This is a genomic window from Halomonas litopenaei, assembly GCF_017303055.1.
GTDB lineage: Bacteria > Pseudomonadota > Gammaproteobacteria > Pseudomonadales > Halomonadaceae > Halomonas > Halomonas litopenaei_A.
Window position 1 is genome coordinate 319,365 of sequence record NZ_JAEKJT010000006.1, and the last position, 25,626, is coordinate 344,990.

The window sequence follows — 25,626 nt, forward strand, 5'->3', positions numbered from 1 at the left end:
ATCCGGGTCATTTACGCGCCCCCTCTGGTGCCAGCAGGCGATCGATCATGGACAGCAAGGCCTCTCGCGTCGCATCCGGCTGCTCCATGGGGAACATATGCGTCCCCGGCACCGTCTCCAGCACGATACCGCGGCGACTAAGCCGCCTGCAGCGCGACGGCGTCAGCAGATCCGACGACGCTCCCGCCAACACTCCGATAGGCACCGACACCTCGCGGGGCAGACGATCCAGGTGGTGAGGAAGGTGACGAAATATCTCGACCTCGATATCCGGGTCATAGCTCAGTACGGCACTACCGTCTTCCAATACCGTCGTGCCTGCCTCGATATAGTCGTCCAGGGCTTCCGGCGTAAAGGCCCGAAACAGCCCCTTGCGCCGCAGTTGGGCACGCATGGCATCGCGGCTTTCCCAGCGCGCGCGCCGCCCTTTGCTCTTGCCCGCCGGGGTCACCCGATCCACCATGCCTAGCCATTTGCTGAGGCGCATGGCCATTGCGTCCAACCCCAGCATCAGCGGCGGGTCGAGCATCACCACTGCCTGGAACCGCTCAGGAGCCTGACGCGCTGCCATGGCGGTGATGACGCCGCCCATGGAATGCCCCACGCCGATAAAGGGGCCCGGCAGATCACGCGTGCTGTCCAGATATTCGTCGCGCAAGGCCAGCCAGTTGTGACCAACAGGAAAGTCAGGATGATGCCCCAGCCGGTCCAGTGGCTGGATGACAAAACGCTCCTTCAGTGGAGCCAACAGACTGCGATAGCTGCCCCCGGGAAACCCGTTGGCGTGGGCAAACAGCAAGGTCGGGCGGTGTGACTCGGTCATTGTCCTTCGCTCATCATCATAGGGGCAGCGGCAATCCGGCCGCCGGTAGCGTCAGCAGGCTAACGAGTTTACCCTATGGCGAGTCAGCGCCGTGCTCAAGTGGCTTGCCGGCAGTGGGACGTAGGCCTTCGGTCGCCACCGTGGAGTCTTGTCCTCTTAGCACCTGTCTCATGGCAACCACCGGCGCTTCTGAAGCCTCGTCATTCGCTTTCATCAGCCAGGTATTTCACGTGTCCTCCAAGCCCCGTCGTGATACGCGTCAGCGCAACCGCATTTTCTTCCTCACCGTCGCCATCGCAGTGATCATTGGGCTTTGGTTGGCCCGGTAACTCATCGGTGACGACACCAGAAGCCCGCATGCCAGTCTCATTGCAATGGGCTGCAATCGTCAGACTATCCGCAGGGCGGCTGCGGCCACGCTCACTCCAGCATGTCTGCCAAACGAGCACGCAGGCGATCGCGGGCAAAATCCACAAAGCTACGCACCTTCGCTGGCGCACGCCGGCCCTCGACATGCACCAGATGAATCGGCCAAGGAGCGGGCTCGTGATCCTGCAGCACCACGCGCAGACGGCCCGAGGCCAGCTCATCCGCGATCTGATACGACAGCACACGCGTCAGCCCCCAGCCGTGACACGCTGCCTCGATCCCCGCAGCCACGCTACTCAGACGTAGCCGAGGACTTATCCTCACGGTGTCCTTTTCGTCACGTCCAAAGCGCCATTCGACGATTGGACTCAAGGCAGAGACCGCGGCAATGCGATGATCCTTTAGCTCTTGAGGCTTTTGAGGCTCGCCCCAGCGCTCTAGATAATCAGGTGCTGCACAGATCACTCGTCGCACGTCCCCCAACCTGACTGCGACCAGTTCTGATGACGGAAGAGGACCGATACGTAGTGCCACATCAAAGCCCTCTTCCACCATGTTGACCACTCGGTCGAGCATCACGACATCCACTGACACATCCGGATAGGCGTCGAGAAAGTCCACCAGCATGGGCGTCATATATCGCCGGCCGAACTCATTGGGACAGGTGAGTCGCAACTCGCCGAGCGGACGAATGGCCGCGCCGGAAGCGGCATCGTCAGCGGCCTGCAGCTGCGCCAGCACGTGACGGGCATCCTCCAGATAGGCGCGACCTACTTCTGTCAATCGCACTCGACGGGTGGTGCGGATCAGTAACCGCGTACCTAGACGAGCCTCAAGGGCATTCACCCCTCGCGTCACCGAGGGCGCACTCATGCCAAGTCGGCGAGCGGCTTCCGCGAAGCTCTCGGCTTCTGCCACCGCAATGAAGACCTTTAGGCTTTGCAGCCGATCCATTCGCCGATTACCTCCATTTCATAAAATAGTGCCTTTCTTTTTTGCCATATTAATTCATAAAACGAAGGGAGATAAGCTCATCAAGCAGTGAGGCCCGCCACAGTGGCCGTCCAATGCTCGTCATTACCGAGGCTTAAGCTCACACTTCCACAGCAGGCACCCATCATGTCGCACCCCATCACCCTATACCGCACGCCAAAGTCTGGTCACTGCCACCGGGTAGAGCTAATGCTCTCTTTGCTCGGGTTGCCCTATCGGACAGTCGATCTTGATATGGCCAATCGCGCGCACAAAGCACCCGAATTCCTGGCGATCAGCCCCTTCGGTCTCGTCCCGGCCATCGACGACAACGGCTATACACTCTCGGACAGCAACGCCATTCTCGTTTATCTGGTCAAGAACTATGCAGCGGACAGCGACTGGCTTCCCGCCTCACCCAAGGACGCGGCCGAAGTGCAGCGTTGGCTGACCATTGCTGCCGACAACCTGTTTGCAGGCCCCTGCGCCGCTCGCCTCGTCAAGGTATTCGATGTCCCGCTGGATCACTCGGCAGCAGTAGAAAAGGCTCACGACCTGCTAGGTATCCTGGACACTCACCTATCCACTCGAGCATGGCTCGCCACTGGGCGACCGACGCTCGCAGACGTAGCGCTCTTCAGCTATATCGCCCATGCCCCAGAAGGCGGCGTCGACTTGAGGCCTTATCCGAGCGTGCATACGTGGCTGCAGCGCGTGCGCGCACTGCCTGGCTTCGTGGCCATGGCATCGTCACCGGTGGTGGCGCCAGAGCTGCGCCCGGCCTAACCGTCATATTTCAGAGCTCATCGACGACCCTAAATACAGTTCCATCAATCAGTTCCCCTCCAAGATCCTGCGAGGATATCCATGACGCAAGTGCCCACCACTCCCTTTCATCAGGGCGAACGCGAGGCCCAGCATCGTGCGGGTGTCGGCGACGTTGCCAGTTGGGCAGGCGGTTTTATTCGAGACTTTCTGCCCGACCAGCATCGAGATTTCCACACTGCTCTGCCCTTTCTGGTCATGGCAGGTAGCGACCTGAACGGTCGTACCTGGGTCACTGTGCTGGAGGGGGCCGACGGATTTCTGCACTCTCCCACGCCCTATCAGCTGAGCCTCCGTACCGAGCCAGAGCCGAGTGATCCGCTAGCCGAGCGCTTATTCTCAGGCGGTGATGTGGGAGTGCTGGGCATCGATCTCGCCAGCCGACGCAGGAATCGCTTCAACGGGCGAATTTCACGGTCCTCCGATGGCTACGTCATCGACGTTCAGCAGTCCTTTGGCAACTGCCCCCAGTACATTCAACAGCGCACACTATCGCGTACCCAAGCCGACGCGCCGGGCACGCTCAAGCGCTTCAGCCAGCTGACACGCGACCACATTCACTGGATTGAACGCGCCGACACGATGTTTATGGGGTCTGGCCATCACCATCACTCCGAAGCACATCACAACGGCTTCGACGCTTCGCATCGTGGGGGCGCGCCGGGCTTCGTCAAGGTAGAGAGCGAGCAAGAGCTGGTCATTCCGGACTATGCGGGTAACAACTTCTTCAACACCATCGGCAATCTGCTCAAGGATCCACGGGTGGGTCTGGTCTTCGTGGACTTCAACCAAGGCAGCCTGCTGCACATCAGTGGCACCGCACGAATCGACTGGAGCCCGGGGGCGTCCTCCGACCCACAAGCCAGACGATTTATACACGTCACTATCGAACGCATACTGGAACGCCGCCATGTGCTGTCACTTCGCTGGCAGCGAGATCTTCAACACACACGAGACCTCACGATCAAGCGCAAGGTACGCGAGAGCAAGGACGTCACCTCCTTCTACCTCGCACCTGTCGACGAACATCCCCTAGTACCGGCCACCGCAGGCCAGCACCTCAACGTGGACATGCAGGTTCCAGGACAGCTTGGCACCACCTCGCGTAGCTACTCGCTGTCAGGTGATCCTGCCGATAGCCAACACTACCGTCTCAGTATCAAGCGCGAGGCCTACGGCCTGGTATCACGCTACCTGCACGACGTCATTGGCGAAGGAGCAATCATCAAGGCAGGCAGGCCCTCCGGCGACTTCGTGTTGCCTGACAAAGAGACACCGGTGGCATTGATCAGTGCGGGTATTGGTCTCACCCCTATGGTCGCCATGCTTCACGCGGCGGCCAGACAAGGACGCCCCGCCTGGTACCTTCACGGAGCTCGCCGAGGCAATCAACATCCCCTGCGCCAGGAAGTCAACGAACTGGTGGCTCGTCATGCCCACTTACACCAGCGCATCTTCTACAGTCAGCCGGCCCCGGAAGATCGCCTCGGACATGACTTCCACGTTGCTGGACGCCTCAGCGCCACTGCCGTGCTCGAGACCGCTGGTCATCCCGAAACACACTATCTTGTGTGCGGCCCCTCTGCTTTCGTAGCGAACTTGACCGATGATCTCATCAGCTACGGCGTCCCCGCCGCTCGCCTCCATAGCGAGTCCTTTTAACCTCTCAGGGTGCCTGGTGTAGCGGGGGGCTCGCCTCCCTCTCGCTTCCCTCTCGCTTCCCTCTCGCCCCCCTCTCGCCTCCCCCTCTCCTCCATCTCGCGCTAAACACCACACCAAGCATCGCGCTATCCGTCTTTGCCCCTCATGTGTACTTCGACCGTCTCGGCCCTGCTTCGCAACCTCTTTTTGTTATGTTATAACTTTGCACCCACGACTTGGGCGCGACGAGCTGTGGTAGCTCGAATCCACACCGTGGCGTCAACGCCTGGCGGTCGGTACAGATGATCAGCCAGTGATCACGACGCAAGCCAAGCCAACGCGTGCTGCCAACACACCGTGATTCACCCCTATCGCTGGAGAACACCGCGATGTCGTCTCCTGAAGAGACCCGTCTTCTGGCCATGTCGGACGACGACTACATGAATGAAGAGCAGCTCGCATTTTTCCGCCAGCGGCTGCTGTCGGAGAGGGCCCAGATCGAGGCCCACCTGAGGGAAATACGGACCAATATGGCGTCCCACGAGCGGGATAGCGACGAACTTGACCAGGCCGCCTTTGAAGAGGAGCTGAGGCTGCAGCTGCGTCAGGCCGATCGCGAAACCCGCCTGATCGCCAATATCGACTCAGCCATTCGTCGGATCGATGCCGGAGACTACGGCTACTGCATCGAAACCGGCGAACCCATCGGCATCCCCAGGCTGCTGCTGCGCCCTACCGCCAAGCTGACCCTTGAGGCCAAGGAACGCCAGGAGCAACGGGAACACCACTATCGCAAGATGCGAGGAGAAAGCGCATGACCCCCTCAGCCGCCCCCCTTCCGGTGACCGTTCTGTCCGGCTTTCTCGGCGCCGGCAAGACCACCCTGCTCAACCATATCCTGGCCAATCGCGAAGGTCGCCGAGTGGCGGTCATCGTCAATGACATGAGTGAGGTCAATATCGACGCGGCCCTGGTCAGGGGTGCACCAGACCAGGCAGGCGAGGTCACTCTCAACCGGGCCGAAGAACAGCTGGTAGAGATGAGCAACGGCTGCATCTGCTGCACGCTGCGCGAGGATCTGCTGATCGAAGTACGACGACTGGCCGAGGAAGGGCGCTTCGACACGCTGGTGATCGAGTCCACCGGCATTTCCGAACCACTCCCCGTCGCCGAAACGTTCACCTTCGCCGACGAGCAAGGTCGTAGCCTGTCCGAGGTCGCCCGCCTGGATACTCTGGTGACCGTGGTCGATGGCGCCAACTTCCTCAGCCAGTATCGCGAGGCCCAATCCCTGGCAGAGGCCGGGGAAAGCCTGGGAGAAGACGACGAGCGCAATGTGGCCGACCTGCTGGTCGACCAGATCGAATTCTGCGATGTGCTGCTGATCAGCAAGACTGACCTTCTTAGCCAGGCCGAACTTGAAGAGCTGACGAGCGTGCTGCGCGCCCTCAACCCCGAGGCCGAATTGCTGCCCATCGCCCATGGCAAGGTATCCCTGGACAAGGTGCTGGATACCGGGCGCTTCAGCTTCGAGCGGGCCCAGCAAGCGCCGGGATGGCTCAAGGAACTGCGCGGCGAGCACGTGCCAGAGACCGAGGAATACGGCATCTCCAGCTTTGCCTACCACGCACGACGTCCTTTCCATCCACAGCGCTTCTTCGAGCTGCTGCACAGCAACTGGTTTGGCGGCAAGCTATTGCGCTCCAAGGGGTTCTTCTGGCTGGCCACGCGGCCGACCTTTGCCGGCCAGTGGAGCCAGGCTGGGGGTATCGCCCACTACGGCTTTGCCGGCATGTTCTGGAAGGCGATCCCTGAGATCAACTGGCCCGAAGACCCCGACTATCGCGCCTCCATCATGGAACGCTGGGAAGAGCCCTTCGGCGACATGCGACAGGAGCTGGTCTTCATCGGCCAGAACCTCGACGAAGCGCGTATCCGCCAAGCGCTGGATGACTGCCTGATCAGCGAGTCATTGCTGCTGGAGGGCAAGGACGCCTGGGCAACGCTGCCCGACCCCTTCCCCGCCTGGAAGTAAACCATGCAGAATGCCGAACCTATCCCGGTGACCGTGCTGACCGGCTTTCTTGGCAGCGGCAAGACGACACTGCTCAATCATCTGGTGCGCCAGCCGGCCATGAGCGATGCGCTGGTGGTGATCAACGAGTTCGGTGACATCGGCCTGGATCACCGGCTGGTGGCAGAGGGCGATGAGCACACCATCGTCGAAATGAGCAGTGGCTGTCTGTGCTGCACGATTCGCGGCGACCTCAGTCGCAGCGTGCAGCAAGCCGTGGAGCAGCTGAACCAACGCGAGGCGCGCCCGGTGTCCCGAATGATCATCGAGACTACCGGGCTTGCCGATCCTGCGCCGATTCTCCAGACCTTGATGACCGATCACTGGCTGGCCCAGCGCTTCCGTCTGGACGGCGTTGTTTGCCTGGTCGATGCAGCCAATGGTCTCTCTACCCTTCATGCCCATGGCGAGTCACAGCGCCAGGCTGCGGTCGCTGACTGCCTGCTGCTGACCAAGACCGATCTGGTGGGTGGGACACGCCTGAACGATCTATCGAGGCAGCTGGCCGAGATCAACCCTGCCGCCGAGCAGATCGAGGTCCTTAATGGCGAAATCGATGCTGCACGCCTCACCGCCCGGCGTCTGCCAGCGTCGGCCAAGGATGCGCCGCAGGCTCAGGGCTGGCTCGGGGCCGGCGCCTATCTACAGGTCAGCTCGTTCTCCAGCGTCTCTGTCGGGACTGGCGCCAGCGTCTCTATCGGGACTGGCGCCTGCGGCGCGCCGACGCCCATGCTCAGCGTCTCCAACGACGCTCCCGTAAGCCGCCACGGCGAGCAGATTCGCTCGTTCTGCTTCACTGTCGAGACGCCGATTGCAGCCGAAGTGCTGGAGGACTGGCTGGACCTTCTGCTGAGCCTGCTGGGCGACAGAATGCTGCGGATCAAGGCCATCGTTAACGTGGCCAACCGAGACCAGCCGCTGGCGCTGCATGGCGTCCAGCATATCTTTCACCCTCCCGTCCCGTTGCCGCCAGACGCCTGTCCGGACGGCGTGTCTCGCTTTGTATTCATCACCAGTGGTGTGGCCGCCGATACGGTGACGCAGCTGTTCACCTACTTCGATAGCTAGCCCAGCTGCACCACCCGCAGATGCACGAGGCCATGGCCCACGCCACCTAGTCACACATTGAGTTTTCTATGACATCGCACCCTCTGGAAGATATCGCCGCCGCCCCTGCAACTCACTCAGTTCCCCTGGACTGGGTCGGCATGGAGGGCATCGCCCTGCCACTGCAGGTCGCCGGCAAGACCATTGCGGGCCGCGCATCGGCCGGTGTCAGCCTTGACGATCCCGCGGTTCGCGGCATCCACATGTCACGCCTGTACCTGGCACTGGCTGAGCTTGAGGACGTGCCGCTGACGTTGCCCCGCGTCAACGACGTCCTCAACAACTTTCTGGACAGCCACCAGCAGCTCTCGCAGCAGGCCTATCTGGACCTGGAGGGCGAGGCCTTGCTGCGACGCCCCGCCTTGATCAGCCCGCTGTCAGGGTGGAAGACCTATCCCTTCGCGCTGCGCATGCGACGTAGCGCCAGTGACCAGATCAGCGCCGTGCTCGACGTCAGCATCGGTTATTCATCGACCTGCCCCTGCTCGGCGGCGCTGGCACGCCAGTTGATTCAGCAGGCGTTCGATGAAGACTTCACCGATACCCCCGTCACCCGAGAGGCGGTACACGCCTGGCTCGGCAGTGAGCAAGGCATCCTGGCCACCCCTCATAGCCAGCGCAGTCAGGCGCACCTGTCGCTGCGCCTGTCGACAGAGCTTACGGAACTGCCGCTGGAGACCATCGTCGATCGGGTGGAAAAGGCCCTCGGCACTGCCCTGCAGACCGCCGTCAAACGGGTTGACGAGCAGGCCTTTGCCCTCGCTAACGGACAGAACCTGATGTTCTGCGAGGATGCCGCTCGTCGCGTGCACCAGGTCCTGCGGGACCAGCCCGGTATCGACGGTTTTTATCTGAAGGTGGTGCACGCAGAAAGCCTGCATGCCCATGACGCCGTGGCTCGTAGCCAGTGGAATTGGCGAGAGCAAGCGTGATGTCCTCTGGGGCCAGTCCTATGCCACCCACAGGCCACCCCCATGCCTTCTCAGCCTCCTCCTGGGTCACCGCGCTGGCGCGATCTGAACCCGGGCTTCTCTACCGCCACGACGTTTCATCGTGAGAACCGACATGAATGACAGCGCCCCCGCGGCCGCCCCGCACGTCACCATCACACTGCCGGATGAGCGCGAGCTCACACTGCCTTCGCCTACCACCGTCGCAGATATCGCCGCCGCTATCGGTCCGGGGCTTGCTCGGCAAACCCTGGCCGGGCGCGTCAACGACGTGCTAGTGGATGCCTGCGACCCCATCGACCGGGATGCCCGGGTCCAGGTGATCACCCCCAGCGATCCCGAAGGGCTCGATATCCTGCGCCACTCCTGCGCGCACCTGCTGGGGCACGCGGTCAAACAGCTCTACCCAGACGCCCAGATGGTGATCGGGCCAGTCATCGAAGACGGCTTCTACTATGACATCGCCCACGAACGGCCCTTCACCCCTGATGACCTGCAAGCCATCGCTGAACGCATGACGTCACTGATCGCGCAGAACTACGACGTCATCAAGCGCCGCCTGCCCCGCGACCAGGCCATAGAGATCTTTCGCGAGCGCGGCGAAAGCTACAAGCTTCACCTAATCGAGGAGATGCCGCAGGAAGCCACCCTGGGCCTCTACTTCCACCAGGAATACGTGGACATGTGCCGTGGCCCCCATGTTCCCAATACCCGGTTTCTCAAGCACTTCGCGCTGACCAAGCTGTCGGGTGCCTACTGGCGCGGTGACGCTCGCAACGCCCAACTACAGCGGATTTACGGCACCGCCTGGGCGGACCGCAAGGCACTCAAGGCCTATGTCCAGCGTCTTGAGGAAGCCGATCGTCGTGATCATCGGCGCCTGGGACGCCAGCTCGGGCTTTTCCACTTCCAGGAAGAAGCGCCCGGTGCGGTGTTCTGGCACCCAGGCGGATGGCAGGTGCTGCAGACATTGATCGCCTACATGCGTCGCCGCCAGGCCAGTAGCGGCTATGTCGAGGTCAACACACCCGACATGATGGACCGCAGTCTGTGGGAAACCTCCGGGCACTGGCAGAACTATCAGGACCACATGTTCACCACCCAGACCGAGGACGGACGAGATCTTGCGCTGAAGCCGATGAACTGCCCCGGCAGCGTGCTGCTCTATCGCCACGGACTGAAGAGCTACCGTGACCTGCCCATTCGCATGGGTGAATTCGGCAAGGTACACCGGTACGAGCCATCCGGTGCCTTGCATGGCCTGCTGCGGGTGCGCCACTTCACCCAGGACGACGCCCACATTTACTGCACGCCGGAGCAGATAAACGAGGAGTGTCAGCAGGTGGTCGCGCTGGTGCTGGATATCTATCGGGAGTTCGGCTTCGATGACGTCCACATCAAGCTGTCGACCCGCCCCGACAACCGCATGGGCAGCGATGCTGTCTGGGATCGCCTTGAACAAGCATTGACGACAGCACTCGACGCCATGGCGCTGGACTACACCCTCAACCCGGGCGAAGGAGCCTTCTACGGACCGAAGCTGGAGTTCGTGCTGCGCGATGCCATCGGCCGCGACTGGCAGTGCGGAACCCTGCAGGTCGACATGAACCTGCCCGAGCGATTTGGCATCGACTACGTGGATGAGCAGGGCCAACGACAGCGGCCCGTCATGCTCCATCGAGCCCTGTTTGGCTCGCTCGAGCGCTTCATCGGCATCCTGATCGAACATCACGCGGGCAAGCTTCCCGCCTGGCTGATGCCACAGCAGGCCGTGGTCATGTCGATTACCGAGGCCCAGCGGGACTACGCTGAGCTGCTGGCAGATGCCTTGAAGGGAGCAGGGATACGGGCGAATGCCGACGTGCGCAACGAGAAGATCGGCTACAAGATCCGGGAGCAGACCTTGAGCCGGATCCCGTACCTGCTGATTGTCGGCAATCGCGAAGCCGCCGAGGGCAAGGTCACGGTGCGCCTGCGTGACGGCAGCGACCTTGGCAGCATGCCGGTGCAAGAAGCCATTGCCCTGCTCGAAGAACAATGTCAGGCTCCCGACCACAACGCTCAGCGCCGCGAACAGGCACTGCGCCTCGAGCGCCTGGCTTGCGCCACGCTCCCCCAGGAGGCCTGAGCATCATGCTTGCAATGGGCGCGACGCGCGACGTCGTGCCCTTGCGTTATATATGCAGGAGCCAACATGCCACTTCTCGACAGCTTTACCGTTGACCACACCATCATGAATGCCCCGGCAGTGCGCGTGGCCAAGACCATGCGCTCGCCCTCGGGCGACACCATCACGGTGTTCGACCTGCGCTTCAACCGGCCGAACGAGAGCATGATGGGGGAAAAGGGCATTCATACCCTGGAGCACCTGTTTGCCGGCTTCATGCGCCAGCACCTGAACGGCGACAGCGTCGAGATCATCGATATTTCGCCGATGGGCTGCCGCACCGGTTTCTACATGAGCCTGCTGGGCAGCCCCAGCGAGCAAGCCGTCGCCGATGCCTGGCAGGCGGCCATGAAGGACGTGCTCAACGTGAAGCGCATGGAAGATATTCCTGAGCTCAACGAGCACCAGTGCGGCACCTACCTGATGCATTCCCTCGAAGAGGCTCAGGAGATCGCGCGCACCATCATCGACCAGGGCATCGGCGTCAACCGCAATGACGACCTGGCCTTGAGCCCCGAGCAACTCAAGACCCTGGGCAACGACGTTTAAGCACCCAGCGCACATGCTGCAGCGCACGCTTGGTCAACCACCAAGCGTGCGCTGCAGTGTGAGAGCCGCCGTCTGAAAGCCGTCGTCACTCGGGACCCACGGCCCTAGACCGGGAATAGCAAAGACGCCCCACCACGCTGGTCACAACGAATATCAGCGCAGCAAGACTGACAATGGTGGGCCCTGTCGGCGTATCCAGCCAATAGGCGGCCTGGAGCCCGCCAGTGGTCGAACAGGCGCCAATGCTCGCCGCCGCCAGCGCCATGGCTTCCGGGGTACGACACAGCGGGCGCGCGGCCGCAGCCGGAATGATCAGCAGCGCCGCAATCAGCAGCACTCCCACCACCTTCAGTGCCACCGCGACCACCACCGCCAGCGACAGCGTCAGCACCAGCTGCTCCCGCCGCGGGTCGATACCACTGGCCCTGGCGAGGTCTTCATCCAGCGTGGCGGTCAACAGCGCCGACCAGCGCCATCCCACCAGGCTAACCACCAGAATCGCGCCAGCGGCGATGATCATCAGGTCGCTCTTGCCCACCGCAAGGATATCGCCGAACAGATACGCCATCAGGTCGATGCGCACACCCGACACAAAGGACACCGCGACCAGTCCAAAGGCCAACGCCGAATGCGCCATGACGCCGAGCAGGGTGTCCATGGCGTAGCCCCGTCCACTCAGCTGAGAGACCACCACCGCCATCAGCAGCGAGACGGCCAGTACGCCCGCCAACATGGAGGTGGACAGCAGCAACGACAGAGCCACCCCAAGAATCGCAGCATGCGCCGTCGCGTCGCCGAAATACGCCATCCGTCGCCAGACAACAAAGCACCCGAGCGGCGCAGCCGCCAGGGCGACTCCCAGACCGGCCAACACGGCTCGCACAAGAAAATCGTCAAACATCAGCGAGACGCCTCCATCAGCCTGTCATTTGCCGCCTTCGCTGGAGTGGTCGGCGGCGCCTCGGCCCCCGCGTCCTCTGGGGCCGGGCACTGGGAAGACGACGGCTGTGGATGCGAATGCCGATAAAACGCCAACGCATCACTGGTGTCAGGGCCAAACAGCTGGCGGTAAACCGGTGATGCGAGCACGCGTTCAGGGGTGCCCTGGCAGCACACGTGGCCATTGAGACACACCACTCTGTCCGACGCCCGCATGACTACATGCAGTTCATGGCTGACCATCATTACCGCACATTCAAGCTCGCTGCGAACCTTGGCGATCTGCCGATAAAAGTCCGCGGTGCCGCGGTGGTCGAGGCCACGAGTCGCTTCATCAAGCAACAGCAGGTCAGGCTTTTCCAGCAGGGCTCGCGCCAGCAAGATTCGCTGAAACTGGCCTCCTGACAGGTCCGCAACCTGCTGTTGCCCGAGCTCCGGCACTCCCGCCTGCACCAGCGCCTGAGCCAGCGCCTGACGCGAATGCCGGCGCGGCAGATTAAGAAAGCGAAACACGGTCAACGGCAGCGTCGGGTCGATGGCCAACCGCTGTGGTACATAGCCGATGACCAGCCCAGCTTCCCGGGTCACACGCCCCCGCGATGGCCTTACTGCACCGATGATGGCGCGCAACAGAGTCGACTTTCCGGAGCCATTAGGGCCCACCAGGGTCACGATTTCGCCGCGATCGACACTCAGGTCGATACCCTCCAATACGCTATGGCCCCCTAGGGCGACAGACAAATTGTCGATGGACAGCAAGGGCATGGAGGCTCTCCAACTGGCTATTGCTGCGCCGCTCACGCGCAGAGACATGATGTTCACAGCCACCGTGCGCGGCGCGCGCGGCATGACGGCTCTTCTGGCCACTCGCACGGACGCGCTGTCTGGGACGCGCCGTCGCGGGAGAAGGATGAGCTGTCGCGGACCCCGTGCACGCGACCCCGTACCAGGGCGGGCGCTATTGACGAGGCTCTCATTGACCAAGCAGTAAATGTTATAATATAACGTTTTATTCCACAAGCGTGGCGTCACCACGTCAGCTGTCCACGTCGATACCTTCCGGGAGAACACGATGAAAAAACCGCTACTGCGTCCGCTCTGCTTGCCATGGCTGCTGACACCGGCCATTGCCGTCGCTGACGTGCCCAACGTGGCGGTGGATATCCCACCGGTGCATGCGGTGGTGGCCCAGGTCATGGGAGAGTTGGGATCGCCAGAGCTGGTAATCCAGCCCGGTGCGTCGCCCCACGGCTATTCCATGCGCCCTTCCGAAGCGCAGGCACTGGCCAGCGCCGACGCCGTGTTCTGGGTCAGTGACAGCCTGACGCCGTGGCTTGAGCGAGCCAGGACTTCCCTGGCGGATGGCGCTCGCGAAGTGGAGCTGATGGAAGCTCCCGGCACGGTGACACTGGCATATCGCCAAGGCGCCACCTTTGAAGCCCATGATCATGGCGATCACGAAGATCACGATCATGTTGGTCACAAACATGGCGATCACGATCAGCACGCAGATCATGACCATGCCGACCACGATCACGAACAGCATACCGCTCATGATCACGAACATGGCCATGCACACGACGGCATGGACCCCCATGGCTGGCTTGATCCTGTCAATGCCAAGGCATGGCTCGATACGATTGCGACCACCCTGGCAGAACTGGACCCAGAGCACGCCGCTACGTATCGCCAGAACGCAGCGAACGGCCAGGCTGACCTGGACGAGCTGATTCAGCGGCTGGATAACCAACTGGATGACGCACGTGGGGTTCGCTTCATCGTGTTCCACGACGCCTACCAGTACTTCGAGAACCGCTTCGCTGTCCCCGCCTCCGGGGCCATCTCCCTTGGCGATGCATCAGACCCGAGCCCGGCGCGAATTCGCGAGATCCAGACCCGTGTCAGCGACGACAACATCCAATGCGTCTTCCGCGAACCCCAGTTCAACCCTGCCCTGATTGACAGCGTGTTCGAGGGAACAGAGGTCAACACCTCCATCGTGATGGACCCCCTCGGTGTCGACCTGGACCTGGGACCCGGTCTCTATTCACAGCTGCTGCAGCGACTGGCAGACGGCATGACCGACTGCACCAAGGGCTAGGGCTAGGGCTCGAGGAGTGAGCGTCAAACGAGCCACTCCTCTGCCCTGACGTCGCCGACACCCGCCCTGTCGGCGGCGTCTGTTCATTCCCACACTGTTATGGAGAGCCATTCACCATGCCCCACCCGACCTCCCCGCCATTGACTGAACGGGATGCGCAGTTCTGCCTTGACGCGGCCACCCGAACGCTGGAGCGATGGGCGATTGCCGTCAGTCGTGGAGAGAAGGAGACCCTGCTGGCGCTTTACGCCGAAGACGCCATTCTTGTGCCGACTGTCGCCAACGACGTGAGAGAAGACCGACTTGCCAGGCAGGCCTACTTCGATGCCTTTCTCGCCAACGAAGACCTTAGCTGCGAGCTCGGCGAATTCTCTCGCCGTGTCAGTCGCAAGTTGGGCACCGTCGTCATCGGTGGCCACTACGTCTTCAGCTATCTCATAAAGGGTGATATGGCCACCATTCCCGCGCGCTTCCTGTTCACCTTTGAAGAAATCGCAGGAGAATGGAAGATCACTGGCCACCATTCCTCGCAGCTTGTCTGAAGCGGTCTTGAGCCGCACGGTGATGTCGGCGCGACCCAGGCTGACGTCGCGAGCGACGACGTCGGCCTGGGTCTCTAGCCACGGCATGCAGGGTGGTGGCCGTCCAAGGCCAGGTCTGGCCAGGTCAGGTCAGGTCAGGTCAGGTCAGGCAAGGTCAAACAGCAGCACCTCAGCCGCCGCGATGCCGACGACCCTGACCTCTTCTCCCGGTTCAAACGCCGCCGCATCGCCTGCGGACATAAGCTGCCCGTTGACCGCAACCTCGCCCTTGGCCACATGCAGCCATGCGTGGCGTGTTGCCGGCGTCTCGGCGCTTTCGCCCGCATCGAACAGCCCCGCATACAGGTTGACGTCCTGATTCACGCTGACGGAATCGTCCAGCCCCTGCGGTGAGACCACCAGGCGCCAGCGGCCCTGTCTATCCTCCGGCGGGAACGAGCGCTGCTCATAGCTGGGAGCGATGCCTCGCTCTCGAGGTTCTATCCAGATCTGCAGGAAGTGCAGCTCTTCACTGGGTGAAGCGTTGAATTCGCTATGCAACACTCCCGTGCCTGCCGACATCCGCTGCACGTCTCCAGGCCGCATGGTAGAGCCATTATCCATGCTGTCCTGGTGCGCCATCGTCCCCGACAGCACGTATGAAATAATTTCCATGTCCTCGTGGGGATGGGTGCCAAACCCTGCACCACCGGTCACACGATCTTCGTTGATGACTCGCAGCGATCTGAACCCCATGTGTCGTGGATCCACGTAGCTGGCAAACGAAAAAGTATGGTGAGAGCGTAACCAGCCGTGGTTGGCACGTCCGCGTTCATGGGCATGTCGAAGTCTCATATTGCCTCCTACAGGCAGCACCTGGTGAAGCGCAGCCGCCGCAAAAGGATCACGCGTGGCGACGCATCAAGGTCATGATCAAGTCGTGGATAGGTCGGGTATGGGGCGTCGAAAAGTCGGACAACGGTAATCAGGACACCTTACGAGCCATGACCGCATCCAGTGAGGCTCGTCCACCGCCGCTGATCGCGAGAGAGGTAGCAATCGCCAACAACGACAGGGCGAATTCATAGCCGTTATTGCTCATGAACAGTCCGTTTGCAGCGTGGACGCTGAAGATCGCCATCAGCATGGTGAACGCGAGCACCACCGCTGCCGGGCGCACCAGCAGCCCTATCAACAGCGCCAGACCGCCAAAGAACTCTGCGCTGCCAGCCGCCAGCGCCATCAAGTACCCCGGCTCAAGTCCGATGGAGGCCATCCACTGTCCTGTGCCTTCCAGACCATAGCCGCCAAACCAACCAAAGAGCTTCTGGGCACCATGTGCCATGAAAATGATGCCGGCGGGCACACGCAGGGCCAGGGGGGCCAGGCTGTCTGAACTGCTAATGACGCGGCTAACGACTGATGTGTTCATGATATCTCCAAGAGTGTTCGTGCGGTTGCCACAGCACGGGGGTCCGGGCGGCTGCCATAGAGAGTCGAACGCGATCCCGGCGATTCCACTCTCGGTGAGTCAGCGGATGGATGTGGCACTGACGGTGTTCGTATTGTCACGACCGAGGGAAGCACTCGGTCGATCTTGCGCAAGCCTCCAGGCCGACGCCTTTCCGGATTACTTGGTCGCGTCAAGGCTCAGCTGCAGCCCATTGCTGTCTGCAGTCGCCGAGGTGTGGCGCAGGTGGCGTGCCTGCAGGTTGGCTCGGGCCTGCACCATGGCAGTGCTACCTTCCATGCTGACCTTAGTGGCATTCGCCTCGATGGCAGTACCGCTAAGCGGCTGCGCCTGAGAGGAGAGCGGCTCATGCAATCTCGCGGTGAGGGCAGAAGCCTGACCTGCCTGAGCGATTGCAGGGGCAGTGAGGGCTGCTGTGACAGGGGCAGTGGCGAAAAGCAGAGTGAACAGTGCGGGCTTGAGTTTCATGGTGTGTCTCTCTTCATGACCGTGTAGTGGGTGTCGCGATCAGCGTCTCTGTCGCGTTGAAGAAAGATTAAAACAACAACAATATCGAAAAAAAGCGACATAAATCCGATAGACCATTCGGTTTTATCGAACATAAAGACACTCTTGCACGCTGCTGCATCGATCTCACCTACATGAATAAATTTGAAGTTAACAATGAGAAACTTCAGTTTGCCTCATCTTAGAAGTGTCTTGATAATCGTCATCACTATTTCGTCACGGTCAGCTCGTCACGACCAGCTCGTCACGACCAGCGCGCAAGCTACCGGTGAGCTAGCAAACCTTGACGAGATCAACCGTTTGACCCGAAAGGCACCGTCGAAGGACGACTGGATCTCCAGACGCCTTGGATTCACCTCTCAGGAACCAGGATGGCACCCACGATGAACAACGACTTTGCATTCACCGTTAAGAGCCTTCGTTTCGACGAACACTACCAACCGTCGGACAGCACTCGTATCACCACCAACTTTGCCAACCTGGCCAGAGGGGAAAAGCGCGAGGACAACCTGCGCAACACCCTGCGCATGATCGACAACCGCTTTAATGCCTTGGCTGACTGGGACAACCCCAAGGGTGACCGTTACAGGCTGGAACTGGAGATCATTTCGGTAGAAATGGCCGTGGATGCGTCCACCCGTGACGGTGCCCTGCCGCTGATTGAAATCCTCAAGACCCGCATCATCGATGCGCACACCAACGAGCGCATCGAAGGGATCGCGGGCAACAACTTCTCGTCCTATGTCCGGGACTACGACTTCAGCCTGGTGCTGAAGGAACACAACAAGGGGCAGGACACCTTCAGCGTTCCCGATGACTTCGGTGTCTTGCACGGCAACCTGTTCAAGGCCTTCGTGAACTCGGACACCTACAGGGAGCATTTCAACAAGCCCCCCGTCATCTGCATCAGCGTGTCGAGCACCAAGACCTATCACCGCACGGAAAATCATCATCCCGTGCTGGGTGTCGAGTATCTGCAGGAGGAGCATTCGCTGACGGATGCGTACTTCAACAAGATGGGCATGAAGGTTCGCTACTTCATGCCCCCGGGCAGCGTCGCACCGTTGGCGTTCTACTTCATGGGCGACCTGCTGGGCGACTACACCAACCTGGAGCTCATCAGCACGATCAGCACCATGGATACGTTCCAGAAGATCTATCGCCCGGAGATCTACAACGCCAACTCAGCTGCTGGGAAGTCCTACCAGCCGAGCCTGCAGCAGCAGGACTATTCATTGACGCAGATCGTCTACGACAGAGAAGAACGCAGCCAGCTCGCGACCGAGCAAGGGAAGTTTGTTGAAGAGTGCTTCATCAAACCCTACCGCGCGATTCTTGAACAATGGTCCGCCAATTACGCTCACTGATTCACTTCTGACAAGGCTATCCATCATGACAACACTGCTCCCGACATCGACGGCCGGCAGCCTTCCAAAACCCTCCTGGCTCGCACAACCTGAAGTGCTGTGGTCCCCCTGGAAACTTCAGGAAGCCGAGCTTGTGGAAGGCAAGCAGGACGCGCTGCGCCTGGCCCTGCACGAACAGCGCCATGCCGGCATCGATATCGTCAGCGATGGTGAACAGTCTCGCCAGCATTTCGTCACGACCTTCATTGAACACCTCAATGGCGTCGACTTCGAACAGCGCGAGACCGTGCGCATCCGCGATCGCTACGACGCCAGCGTGCCCTCTGTCATCGGAGACGTCTCCCGCCAGAAGCCCGTCTTCGTGGACGATGCCGCCTTCCTGCGGGCCCAGACCGATCAACCCATCAAGTGGGCACTGCCCGGCCCCATGACCATGATCGATACCCTCTACGATGGTCACTACAAGAGCCGGGAAAAACTAGCCTGGGAATTTGCCAAGATTCTGAATCAGGAAGCCAAGGAACTGGAGGCTGCCGGGGTCGATATCATTCAGTTCGATGAACCGGCCTTCAATGTCTTCTTCGATGAAGTGAATGACTGGGGCATCGCCACGCTGGAAAGAGCGATCGAGGGCCTGAAGTGCGAGACGGCCGTTCACATCTGCTACGGCTACGGCATCAAGGCCAACACCGACTGGAAGAGCAGTCTGGGCTCCGAGTGGCGCCAGTACGAAGAGGTCTTCCCCAAGCTCAGGCAGTCCAACATCGATATTGTCTCTCTGGAATGCCACAACTCGCGGGTTCCGATGGAGCTGATCGAGCTGATTCGTGGCAAGAAGGTCATGGTCGGTGCCATCGACGTTGCGACCAATACCATCGAGACCCCGGAAGAGGTGGCCAACACCCTGCGCAAGGCACTTCAGTTCGTCGACGCCGACAAGCTCTATCCCTGCACCAACTGCGGCATGGCGCCGCTGTCCCGCCAGGTCGCCAGGGCCAAGATGGATGCCCTCAGTCAGGGGGCAGCGATTGTCCGCCAGGAGCTGACACGCTAAACCAGGCGCGCACCCTCCGTTCTTTCCCATGGCCGCCGTGATCGCCTCGCGGCGGCCATGCCGTCTGACGTTTCCGGAGTCACCATGTCGTTCCCTGCCCCATCTTCTGACGTTGTTTCAGGCGTTGTTTCAGACCCCGCTGCACCCGCTGTTTCTGGCTCATCCTCTGTTTCTGGCTCACCCGCTGTTTCTGGCTCACCCGCTACGGCAAGGACCGGCCAAGTTCACATGCCGAGGGATGTGATCGAGCCGGCCCGCTTACGCGAGGCCCTTGGGCACTATGCGTCCGGAATCACCGTGATCTCTTCTCTTGCTGAGGGTGAGCCGATCGGTTTTACCTGTCAGTCCTTTTACAGCGTATCGATGGATCCGCCGCTGGTCTCCTTCAGCGTCAAATCGACCTCTTACAGCTATCCCAAGATCCGCCAGGCCGGTCGCTTCGCGGTCAACATGCTGTCCGCTGAACAGGCGCCGATCTCGAATCAGTTCGCCCGCCAGGGGGCCGACAAGTGGCAAGGTATCGAGTGGCAAGCATCACCGCTAGGCAACCCGTTGATTCCGGATACCCTGCACTGGCTCGATTGCGACATTCACGCAGAGCACGTCGCCGGGGATCACCTTATCGTGATTGGCGAGGTAAAGGCGCTCCGACTCAACCAGGGCGAGGCTTCCCCACGTGACCCCCTGATGTACTTCAAGGGCCAGTATCGCCAGCTGGCGTGAGGCGCTAGCGCGAAGGATGGAAAGCCGGGCTGATGCATACGCATTTACATTAGCTCGCCCTGATCAGGCAGCGTACGACAGCACGCGATGATCTGTTCGCGCAGCCAGCGGTGTGCCGGGTCCTTCTGATAGCGGCGATGCCAGCTGAGATGAAAGGGAAAGGCGTCAAAGGCCACCGGCGGCGCCACCGGGGTCACCGCAAACTGTCGCTGGAAATGCTGGCAAAGCCCCGTGGGCAGGCTGGCGATCAGCGAAGACCGCTCCAATAGCGCGGGCACCGCCATGAAGTAGGTCACGGCCAACGCCACCTCACGCCTCAAGCCCTGGCCTTCGAGCTGCTTGAAGATACCGCTTTTCAAGCGCGTATGGGGCTGCACCAGGACATGGGCATAGCGCTCGAAATCGTCCCTGGCCATCTGCCCACTTCCTTCCAGCCGCTCCAGCAGCGGGTGCCCATTTCCGACCAGACACTCGATCCCTTCGCGGATGACCTCGCGCACGACCAGGTTATCGGGAGGATCGACCTGGCGCCCAAACGCCAGATCGGTCGTGCCGCTCATGACCCCAGCCTCGCTCATGTCCTGTGACAGGCGACGCACCTGCAAGGTGATGCCTGGCGCCTGTTCGCGCAGGACCCCGGCCAGCGCGGGCAGAATCAACACCTCGAAATAGTCGTTGGCCGCGATCTCGAAATGGCGCTGCTCGGTGGCCGGTGAAAAGTCCCGCTCGCTGGTAATCAGGCCATCCAGATCGGTCAACGCTGCCTCGATGACGGGAAAGAGGTGGTCCGCCTTCTCTGTCGGACGCATGCGCTGGCGATCACGTATGAACAGCGGATCATTGAACAGCTCCCGCAGGCGTCCCAAGGCAGCGCTCACCGACGGCTGGCTGAGATGTAGACGTTCTCCCGCACGGGTGACGTTCTGCTCCAGGTACAACGCATGGAAGGTCCGCAGCAGGTTGAGGTCGTAGTTGAGTTTCATCCAGGGCACCCACAGCAGCGTCTGACGTGGCGGCGAGCCACCAACTATTTGTCTCGATAATAGCAGCTATCCGCACTATCGATTATGACGATGGTCGAGCAGACGTTACCGTGACACCACACGTGAACTCAGCACTCGACTCACAGGAGCCCATCATGACAGGTGGACAGATGACAGACACTGCCAGCGAAAAGATCGTACTGATTACCGGTGCATCCAGCGGCATTGGCGAGGCCACAGCGCGCACGCTGGTGGAAGCTGGCCACAAGGTGGTCGTCACGGCGCGCCGCGAAGAGCGACTTGCTGCCCTGGCCGAGGAGCTGGGTCACGACAAGGTGCTGGCGATTGCCGCCGATGCCACCGACTACGATCAGATGGCTGACGTCGTGGCGCGTGCGGTGGCCCACTACGGCCACCTGGACGTTGCCTTTGCCAACGCTGGCACCGGCATCAGCCAAGCGGGTACGGAGCAGGGAGACCCGGAAGAGTGGAAGCGCGTCATCGATATCAACATCAACGCACTGCTGTGGACCGCCCACACCACTCTGCCCCACCTGAGAGCGCGTCAGGGGCATTTCATCCTCACCAGCTCGGTGGCGGGGCGTGACACCCATGCGGGGTCGATCTACAGCTCAAGCAAGTGGTTCGCCTACGGCTTTGGCCAGAACCTGGCGCTGGAAATGGCCGAGTGGCAGGGCCGTTGCACCACGATTACCCCAGGCATGGTCAACACGCCCTTCTTTGACCAGCCCAAGCCGGACAAGCTGCACCCGCAGGATGTTGCCGACGCCGTGCTGTACGCCATCCAAGCAGCGCCGCGAGCCAATATCCGTGAAGTGCACCTGATGCCAACGCGCTAAACGACGTCTAGGCGTCAACCCCATCATCACGTCCTGCGGATACATCCGCACGATCAAGGAGAGCCCCATGAGCAAGGTACTGGTTGTTGTCACATCCCACGATACCCTTGGAGACACTGGCAAGAAGACAGGCTTCTGGCTCGAAGAGCTGGCCGCCCCCTACTACGTGCTGAAAGACGCCGGTGTCGAGGTCACGCTGGCGTCTCCCAAGGGTGGTCAGCCACCGCTCGACCCGGCCAGTGAAGGCGAAGATTTCCAGACAGACGCCACTCGCCGTTTCGACCAGGACGCGCAAGCCCAGCGTGACCTGGCCAACACCGCGGTGCTGTCCGAGATGAAGGTCGAGGATTTCGATGCCATCTTCTACCCGGGCGGCCATGGCCCGCTGTGGGACCTGACCAATGATGCAGACTCCATTCGCCTGATCGAGCAGTTCCACGCCGCAGGCAAGCCCGTCAGCGCGGTCTGCCACGCCCCTGCGGTGCTGCTGAAGGCGAAGAAGTCAGACGGCACCCCCTTCGTCGATGGCGTGCGCGTCACCGGCTTTACCAATGGCGAAGAAGCCGCCGTGGGCCTCACCGAGATCGTGCCGTTCCTGGTGGAAGACAGCCTACAGCAGCAAGGTGGTCTGTACGAAAAGAAGGCCGACTTCACCGCCTTCGCGATTCAGGACGGGTTGATCATCACCGGCCAGAACCCGATGTCCTCTGAGGGCGTCGCCGAGCTGTTGCTCGACAGCCTGAAGGCATAAGGTCTGATAGCTGACGAACCGGAGGCCTCCCCTGGCGACGACCTGTTGTTGCCGGGGGAGGCGCTTCAATTATCAGCCAGCGAGCTGGCCTAACAGGCGCTCACGCCACGCACCCCTCGAAGGCCGCTTCCAGCTGAGGAAGGCTCAGCTGTCCGCGCTCACCGATGACCACAACGCGCGACATGGGCTGGTCTTCCGCCCAGGGAGCACCGGGCTCAAGCTCACTGCGACTGCCCACCAGATGCAGCACTGCACGGCGATCCGGCAGCTCTGCCAGGCAACAGATACCCTTGGCGCGATAGACACTCGACGGCAGCGATTCGAGCACCCTCCGCAGCGCCGCCAATGACAGCGGCCGATCACTGCTCCAGCTCCAGCTTTCAAACTGGTGAGCGTGATCTGCGTGCGTGCAGTGCGCACCGCACTCATGCGAGGACTCCAGGCGCACAGGATCGAAGGCCCCAACGCCCAGCACCAGCTCCAGCGGCACTTCACCAAAGCGCGCTTCCAGCAGTCGCACTCCGGGATATAGCCAGCGCTGCTTCATCGCCCTCACCTGCGCAGGGCTCGCCAGGTCACACTTGTTGAGTACCACGATGTCGGCAATATCGAGCTGTTCCATCGCCAGGGCCGCCAGTTCACCCTCGAGCTGATCAAACTGCTCTGCGTCTATCACCGTGAGGACACTGTCGATCACCAGTTGGTCCTGAAACTGTGGATAACGCAATGTCCCGGCTATCTTGCTTGGGTTGGAGACGCCGCTGGCCTCAATAAGGATGTACTCCGGACGCTGCTCCCTGAGAGCCAGCAAGCGGGACACCTGCTCCATCAAGTCGCTCTCTACGGTGCAGCAGATACAGCCATTGGCAAGGCTGACCATGGTCTGCGTCTCACTGACGATCAAGTCACGGCCGATATTGATCGCACCGAAGTCGTTGACCATCACCGCCATCCTCAACCCAATGTCACTGTTGAGAATCTTGTTGAGCAAGGTCGTCTTGCCGGCGCCCAGAAAGCCCGACACGATGGTGACCGGAACAGGGGGGAAATGCTGATGCTTCATGCGGACTCATCCCTTCAGACTGGGCGGTTCAAAATTCAGGAATATCGCGCTGCCATACGGCTTCGCGCACCGTGCCGGAAAACTCTCCCTGTGCGTCCCAGACAAACTCACCTTCCAGCATGGTGAGGTCTACCTGGGTAGCGTGAATATTGCCTCGTGGGGCAACCTCGAAGAGGTTGCGGTCCAGCACGATCAAGTCAGCCGACTTGCCGACCGAGATCGAGCCGGCTTGATGCTCGATTCCCATCGCCCAGGCGCCATTGATGGTCATTACGCGAATAGCCTGCTCCAGGCTGATCGGCTCGCCATAGAAGCTGGCGTCCGTCTCCTCCCAGGGATTCTCTCGGGTCACCATTGCCTCGAAGCCGATCCAGGGGTCCAGACTCGATACCGGCCAGTCGGTGCCCATGACCGCCACGCCGCCGGCATCCAACACGCCCTTGAAGTTGTAGGCACGCTGCATGCGCTCCTCGCCAAACACAGCACGAGCATAGGCAAACGAAGAGGGGAACCACCCCACCGGGGAAAACTCGGCAATGACATCCAGTTCGCTGAAGCGCTGCAAGTTGGCATCCAGCAAGGTGGTGCTGTGGGCACACTGATGGCGCATGCCCTGGCCACCGTTGCGACGCCGAGCCTCGGCCACCGCATCAAGAAACAGATCAGAAGCGCCATCGCCGGTGCAATGCGCAATCACGCGAATGCCCTTGCGATCCATATCCGCGACCATGTCGTTGATATGCTCAGGCGTCAGGTTGAGGTGACCGCGCCAGGCGCTGCCCTCGGCCCAGGGGGTCGACAAGTACGACGACCGCGACTCATGCGTCCCGTCAAAGTGAAATTTGACAGCGTTGGCATTAAGCCGAGCACTGCGATAGAAGTGCCGCTCCCCTGCTATCAGCTCCCAGCGGCGCTTCACGGGGAAGATGTCATCCTGCCAGCTGATCGCCGCCTCGACCCTCACTGTCAGCTGTCCTTGCTGGTCGATGGTGCGCAACGCATCGAGACGGTGTTCGCACACATGGACAAACTTGGTGCCGACCACCCCACGCCCACTTTGGAACTGCACGCCCTCACGATAGGCTCGCTGCAGGGCATGTGCCGGTGTGGGCGGCATGGCGGCATGAATCATCGCGTAGGCACCATCGACCAGGATGCCCGTCGGCTCCCCAGTGATACCGTCACGTTCGATGTAACCATGACGAGGGTCCGGAGTGTTGACATCGATAGCGGCCAGTTCCAGCGCCATCGAGTTGACCAACATACATCCCCAGGAGCGGTCGAGAATGGCTACCGGGCGATCCGACACGATACTGTCGAGCCAGGCTCGATCCGGAACGATACCCGCCTGCTTGAAGGTATACCGCACAAAATAGGCGCCATAGATCCAGCCATCCCCCGGATGTTGGTCGGCGTAACTCAAGATCGCCTGGCTAACCTGCTCTGGCGTCGGATCCTCGAGTCCGACATCCAGGTATCCTGCGTAGCCAGGTGCCAGCGCCAGGTCAGGATGGGTGTGCATGTCGTAAAGGCCAGGCATGACAAAGCGACCACCCAGATCCACCACACGAGTATGTTCGCCGATATGGGCGGCAACCTGGTCGGCACTGCCGACGGCGATGAAGCGCCCCTGAGAGATCGCTACAGCATCAGCCCAGGGCGTCGCGTCATCCACCGTGTAGAACCGGCCATTGGTCAAGACCAGCTCGGCAGTTGCTGCAGAAGGACGGGTATTGGAAGACAGATAATGACGAGAAACGTCCATGATGTAGCCCTTTCAAACCGGAAGATGCCTCCAGCGACTAGCGC

At 61.0% G+C, this 25,626-nt stretch carries 26 protein-coding genes; 15 read left to right on the top strand and 11 right to left on the bottom strand.

Features of this window, described 5'->3' with window-relative positions; genetic code table 11:
* Positions 1 to 7: 7 nt before the first annotated feature.
* The 3 genes from JF545_RS13970 to JF545_RS13980 all read right to left on the bottom strand — a co-directional run bounded on the left by JF545_RS13970 (position 8) and on the right by JF545_RS13980 (position 2,146).
* The gene (locus JF545_RS13970; RefSeq protein ID WP_206943037.1) at positions 8 to 823 is read right to left on the bottom strand and encodes an alpha/beta fold hydrolase; all 816 of its coding nucleotides are present in this window, start codon (positions 821 to 823) and stop codon (positions 8 to 10) included.
* 200 nt (positions 824 to 1,023) lie between these two features.
* Complete coding sequence (locus JF545_RS13975) at positions 1,024 to 1,182, bottom strand: hypothetical protein (protein ID WP_206943038.1); 159 nt, start codon at positions 1,180 to 1,182, stop codon at positions 1,024 to 1,026.
* Between the two features lie 61 nt (positions 1,183 to 1,243).
* The gene (locus JF545_RS13980) at positions 1,244 to 2,146 is read right to left on the bottom strand and encodes a LysR family transcriptional regulator (RefSeq protein ID WP_206943039.1); all 903 of its coding nucleotides are present in this window, start codon (positions 2,144 to 2,146) and stop codon (positions 1,244 to 1,246) included.
* 165 nt (positions 2,147 to 2,311) lie between these two features.
* Here JF545_RS13980 and JF545_RS13985 point away from each other — a divergent pair, with 165 nt between their 5' ends.
* The 8 genes from JF545_RS13985 to luxS all read left to right on the top strand — a co-directional run bounded on the left by JF545_RS13985 (position 2,312) and on the right by luxS (position 11,477).
* Positions 2,312 to 2,950 carry a glutathione S-transferase family protein gene (locus JF545_RS13985; RefSeq protein ID WP_206943041.1) on the top strand — a complete coding sequence of 213 codons (639 nt, stop codon included), beginning with the start codon at positions 2,312 to 2,314 and terminating at the stop codon, positions 2,948 to 2,950.
* 81 nt (positions 2,951 to 3,031) lie between these two features.
* Positions 3,032 to 4,651, top strand: coding sequence for a pyridoxamine 5'-phosphate oxidase family protein (locus JF545_RS13990; protein WP_206943043.1), 1,620 nt, complete (start codon positions 3,032 to 3,034; stop codon positions 4,649 to 4,651).
* 368 nt (positions 4,652 to 5,019) lie between these two features.
* Entirely contained in the window at positions 5,020 to 5,448 is a 429-nt protein-coding gene (locus JF545_RS13995; protein ID WP_206943045.1) for a TraR/DksA family transcriptional regulator, read from the top strand.
* Positions 5,445 to 6,665, top strand: coding sequence for a zinc metallochaperone GTPase ZigA (gene zigA, locus JF545_RS14000; protein WP_206943047.1), 1,221 nt, complete (start codon positions 5,445 to 5,447; stop codon positions 6,663 to 6,665). The genes JF545_RS13995 and zigA overlap by 4 nt, the downstream gene beginning before the upstream one ends.
* Before the next feature lie 3 nt (positions 6,666 to 6,668).
* Positions 6,669 to 7,772: a CobW family GTP-binding protein gene (locus JF545_RS14005; RefSeq protein WP_206943049.1), complete on the top strand. Its 1,104-nt coding sequence runs from the start codon at positions 6,669 to 6,671 to the stop codon at positions 7,770 to 7,772.
* A 68-nt stretch (positions 7,773 to 7,840) separates the two neighbouring features.
* Entirely contained in the window at positions 7,841 to 8,743 is a 903-nt protein-coding gene (gene folE2 / locus JF545_RS14010) for a GTP cyclohydrolase FolE2 (RefSeq protein ID WP_206943051.1), read from the top strand.
* A 133-nt stretch (positions 8,744 to 8,876) separates the two neighbouring features.
* Positions 8,877 to 10,889, top strand: a complete 2,013-nt coding sequence (gene thrS / locus JF545_RS14015) for a threonine--tRNA ligase (protein WP_206943053.1) — start codon at positions 8,877 to 8,879, stop codon at positions 10,887 to 10,889.
* Positions 10,890 to 10,955: 66 nt separating this feature from the next.
* Complete coding sequence (gene luxS / locus JF545_RS14020) at positions 10,956 to 11,477, top strand: S-ribosylhomocysteine lyase (protein ID WP_206943055.1); 522 nt, start codon at positions 10,956 to 10,958, stop codon at positions 11,475 to 11,477.
* Positions 11,478 to 11,562: 85 nt separating this feature from the next.
* Here the strand turns inward: luxS and JF545_RS14025 are convergent, their stop codons facing one another.
* Together JF545_RS14025 and JF545_RS14030 are read right to left on the bottom strand one after the other, a co-directional pair.
* Complete coding sequence (locus JF545_RS14025) at positions 11,563 to 12,378, bottom strand: metal ABC transporter permease (protein ID WP_206943056.1); 816 nt, start codon at positions 12,376 to 12,378, stop codon at positions 11,563 to 11,565.
* On the bottom strand, positions 12,378 to 13,181 hold the full coding sequence (locus JF545_RS14030) for a metal ABC transporter ATP-binding protein (protein WP_206943057.1): 804 nt from the start codon (positions 13,179 to 13,181) through the stop codon (positions 12,378 to 12,380). The genes JF545_RS14025 and JF545_RS14030 overlap by 1 nt, the downstream gene beginning before the upstream one ends.
* A gap of 307 nt (positions 13,182 to 13,488) precedes the next feature.
* Between JF545_RS14030 and JF545_RS14035 the strand changes: the two genes are divergently transcribed.
* Complete coding sequence (locus tag JF545_RS14035; RefSeq protein ID WP_206943058.1) at positions 13,489 to 14,517, top strand: zinc ABC transporter substrate-binding protein; 1,029 nt, start codon at positions 13,489 to 13,491, stop codon at positions 14,515 to 14,517.
* A 116-nt stretch (positions 14,518 to 14,633) separates the two neighbouring features.
* A complete protein-coding gene (locus tag JF545_RS14040) occupies positions 14,634 to 15,059 on the top strand; it encodes a nuclear transport factor 2 family protein (protein WP_206943059.1) in 426 nt (141 codons plus the stop codon).
* Between the two features lie 144 nt (positions 15,060 to 15,203).
* Here the strand turns inward: JF545_RS14040 and JF545_RS14045 are convergent, their stop codons facing one another.
* The 3 genes from JF545_RS14045 to JF545_RS14055 form a co-directional block, all read right to left on the bottom strand.
* The gene (locus JF545_RS14045) at positions 15,204 to 15,893 is read right to left on the bottom strand and encodes a pirin family protein (protein WP_206943060.1); all 690 of its coding nucleotides are present in this window, start codon (positions 15,891 to 15,893) and stop codon (positions 15,204 to 15,206) included.
* 130 nt (positions 15,894 to 16,023) lie between these two features.
* The gene (locus tag JF545_RS14050) at positions 16,024 to 16,470 is read right to left on the bottom strand and encodes a DoxX family protein (RefSeq protein WP_206943061.1); all 447 of its coding nucleotides are present in this window, start codon (positions 16,468 to 16,470) and stop codon (positions 16,024 to 16,026) included.
* A gap of 198 nt (positions 16,471 to 16,668) precedes the next feature.
* Positions 16,669 to 16,977 (bottom strand): hypothetical protein, encoded by a 309-nt coding sequence (locus JF545_RS14055; protein WP_206943062.1) that lies wholly within the window; start codon positions 16,975 to 16,977, stop codon positions 16,669 to 16,671.
* Between the two features lie 422 nt (positions 16,978 to 17,399).
* Between JF545_RS14055 and JF545_RS14060 the strand changes: the two genes are divergently transcribed.
* From JF545_RS14060 to JF545_RS14070, 3 genes are all read left to right on the top strand, one after another.
* A complete protein-coding gene (locus tag JF545_RS14060) occupies positions 17,400 to 18,383 on the top strand; it encodes a DUF1852 domain-containing protein (protein WP_206943189.1) in 984 nt (327 codons plus the stop codon).
* Between the two features lie 25 nt (positions 18,384 to 18,408).
* On the top strand, positions 18,409 to 19,437 hold the full coding sequence (locus tag JF545_RS14065) for a methionine synthase (protein WP_206943064.1): 1,029 nt from the start codon (positions 18,409 to 18,411) through the stop codon (positions 19,435 to 19,437).
* A gap of 228 nt (positions 19,438 to 19,665) precedes the next feature.
* Positions 19,666 to 20,160 (top strand): flavin reductase family protein, encoded by a 495-nt coding sequence (locus JF545_RS14070; protein WP_206943066.1) that lies wholly within the window; start codon positions 19,666 to 19,668, stop codon positions 20,158 to 20,160.
* Between the two features lie 44 nt (positions 20,161 to 20,204).
* On the opposite strand, the gene JF545_RS14075 is transcribed toward JF545_RS14070, so the two are convergent.
* On the bottom strand, positions 20,205 to 21,143 hold the full coding sequence (locus tag JF545_RS14075; RefSeq protein WP_206943068.1) for a LysR substrate-binding domain-containing protein: 939 nt from the start codon (positions 21,141 to 21,143) through the stop codon (positions 20,205 to 20,207).
* 155 nt (positions 21,144 to 21,298) lie between these two features.
* On the opposite strand from JF545_RS14075, the gene JF545_RS14080 reads away from it, so the two are divergent.
* Together JF545_RS14080 and JF545_RS14085 are read left to right on the top strand one after the other, a co-directional pair.
* Positions 21,299 to 22,003 carry an SDR family oxidoreductase gene (locus JF545_RS14080; protein ID WP_224908177.1) on the top strand — a complete coding sequence of 235 codons (705 nt, stop codon included), beginning with the start codon at positions 21,299 to 21,301 and terminating at the stop codon, positions 22,001 to 22,003.
* Positions 22,004 to 22,070: 67 nt separating this feature from the next.
* Positions 22,071 to 22,754 carry a type 1 glutamine amidotransferase domain-containing protein gene (locus JF545_RS14085; protein ID WP_206943069.1) on the top strand — a complete coding sequence of 228 codons (684 nt, stop codon included), beginning with the start codon at positions 22,071 to 22,073 and terminating at the stop codon, positions 22,752 to 22,754.
* A gap of 100 nt (positions 22,755 to 22,854) precedes the next feature.
* Here JF545_RS14085 and JF545_RS14090 read toward each other — a convergent pair whose 3' ends face one another.
* Together JF545_RS14090 and JF545_RS14095 are read right to left on the bottom strand one after the other, a co-directional pair.
* Positions 22,855 to 23,817, bottom strand: a complete 963-nt coding sequence (locus tag JF545_RS14090) for a CobW family GTP-binding protein (protein ID WP_206943071.1) — start codon at positions 23,815 to 23,817, stop codon at positions 22,855 to 22,857.
* 28 nt (positions 23,818 to 23,845) lie between these two features.
* A complete protein-coding gene (locus JF545_RS14095; protein WP_206943073.1) occupies positions 23,846 to 25,582 on the bottom strand; it encodes an amidohydrolase in 1,737 nt (578 codons plus the stop codon).
* Positions 25,583 to 25,626 lie beyond the last annotated feature (44 nt).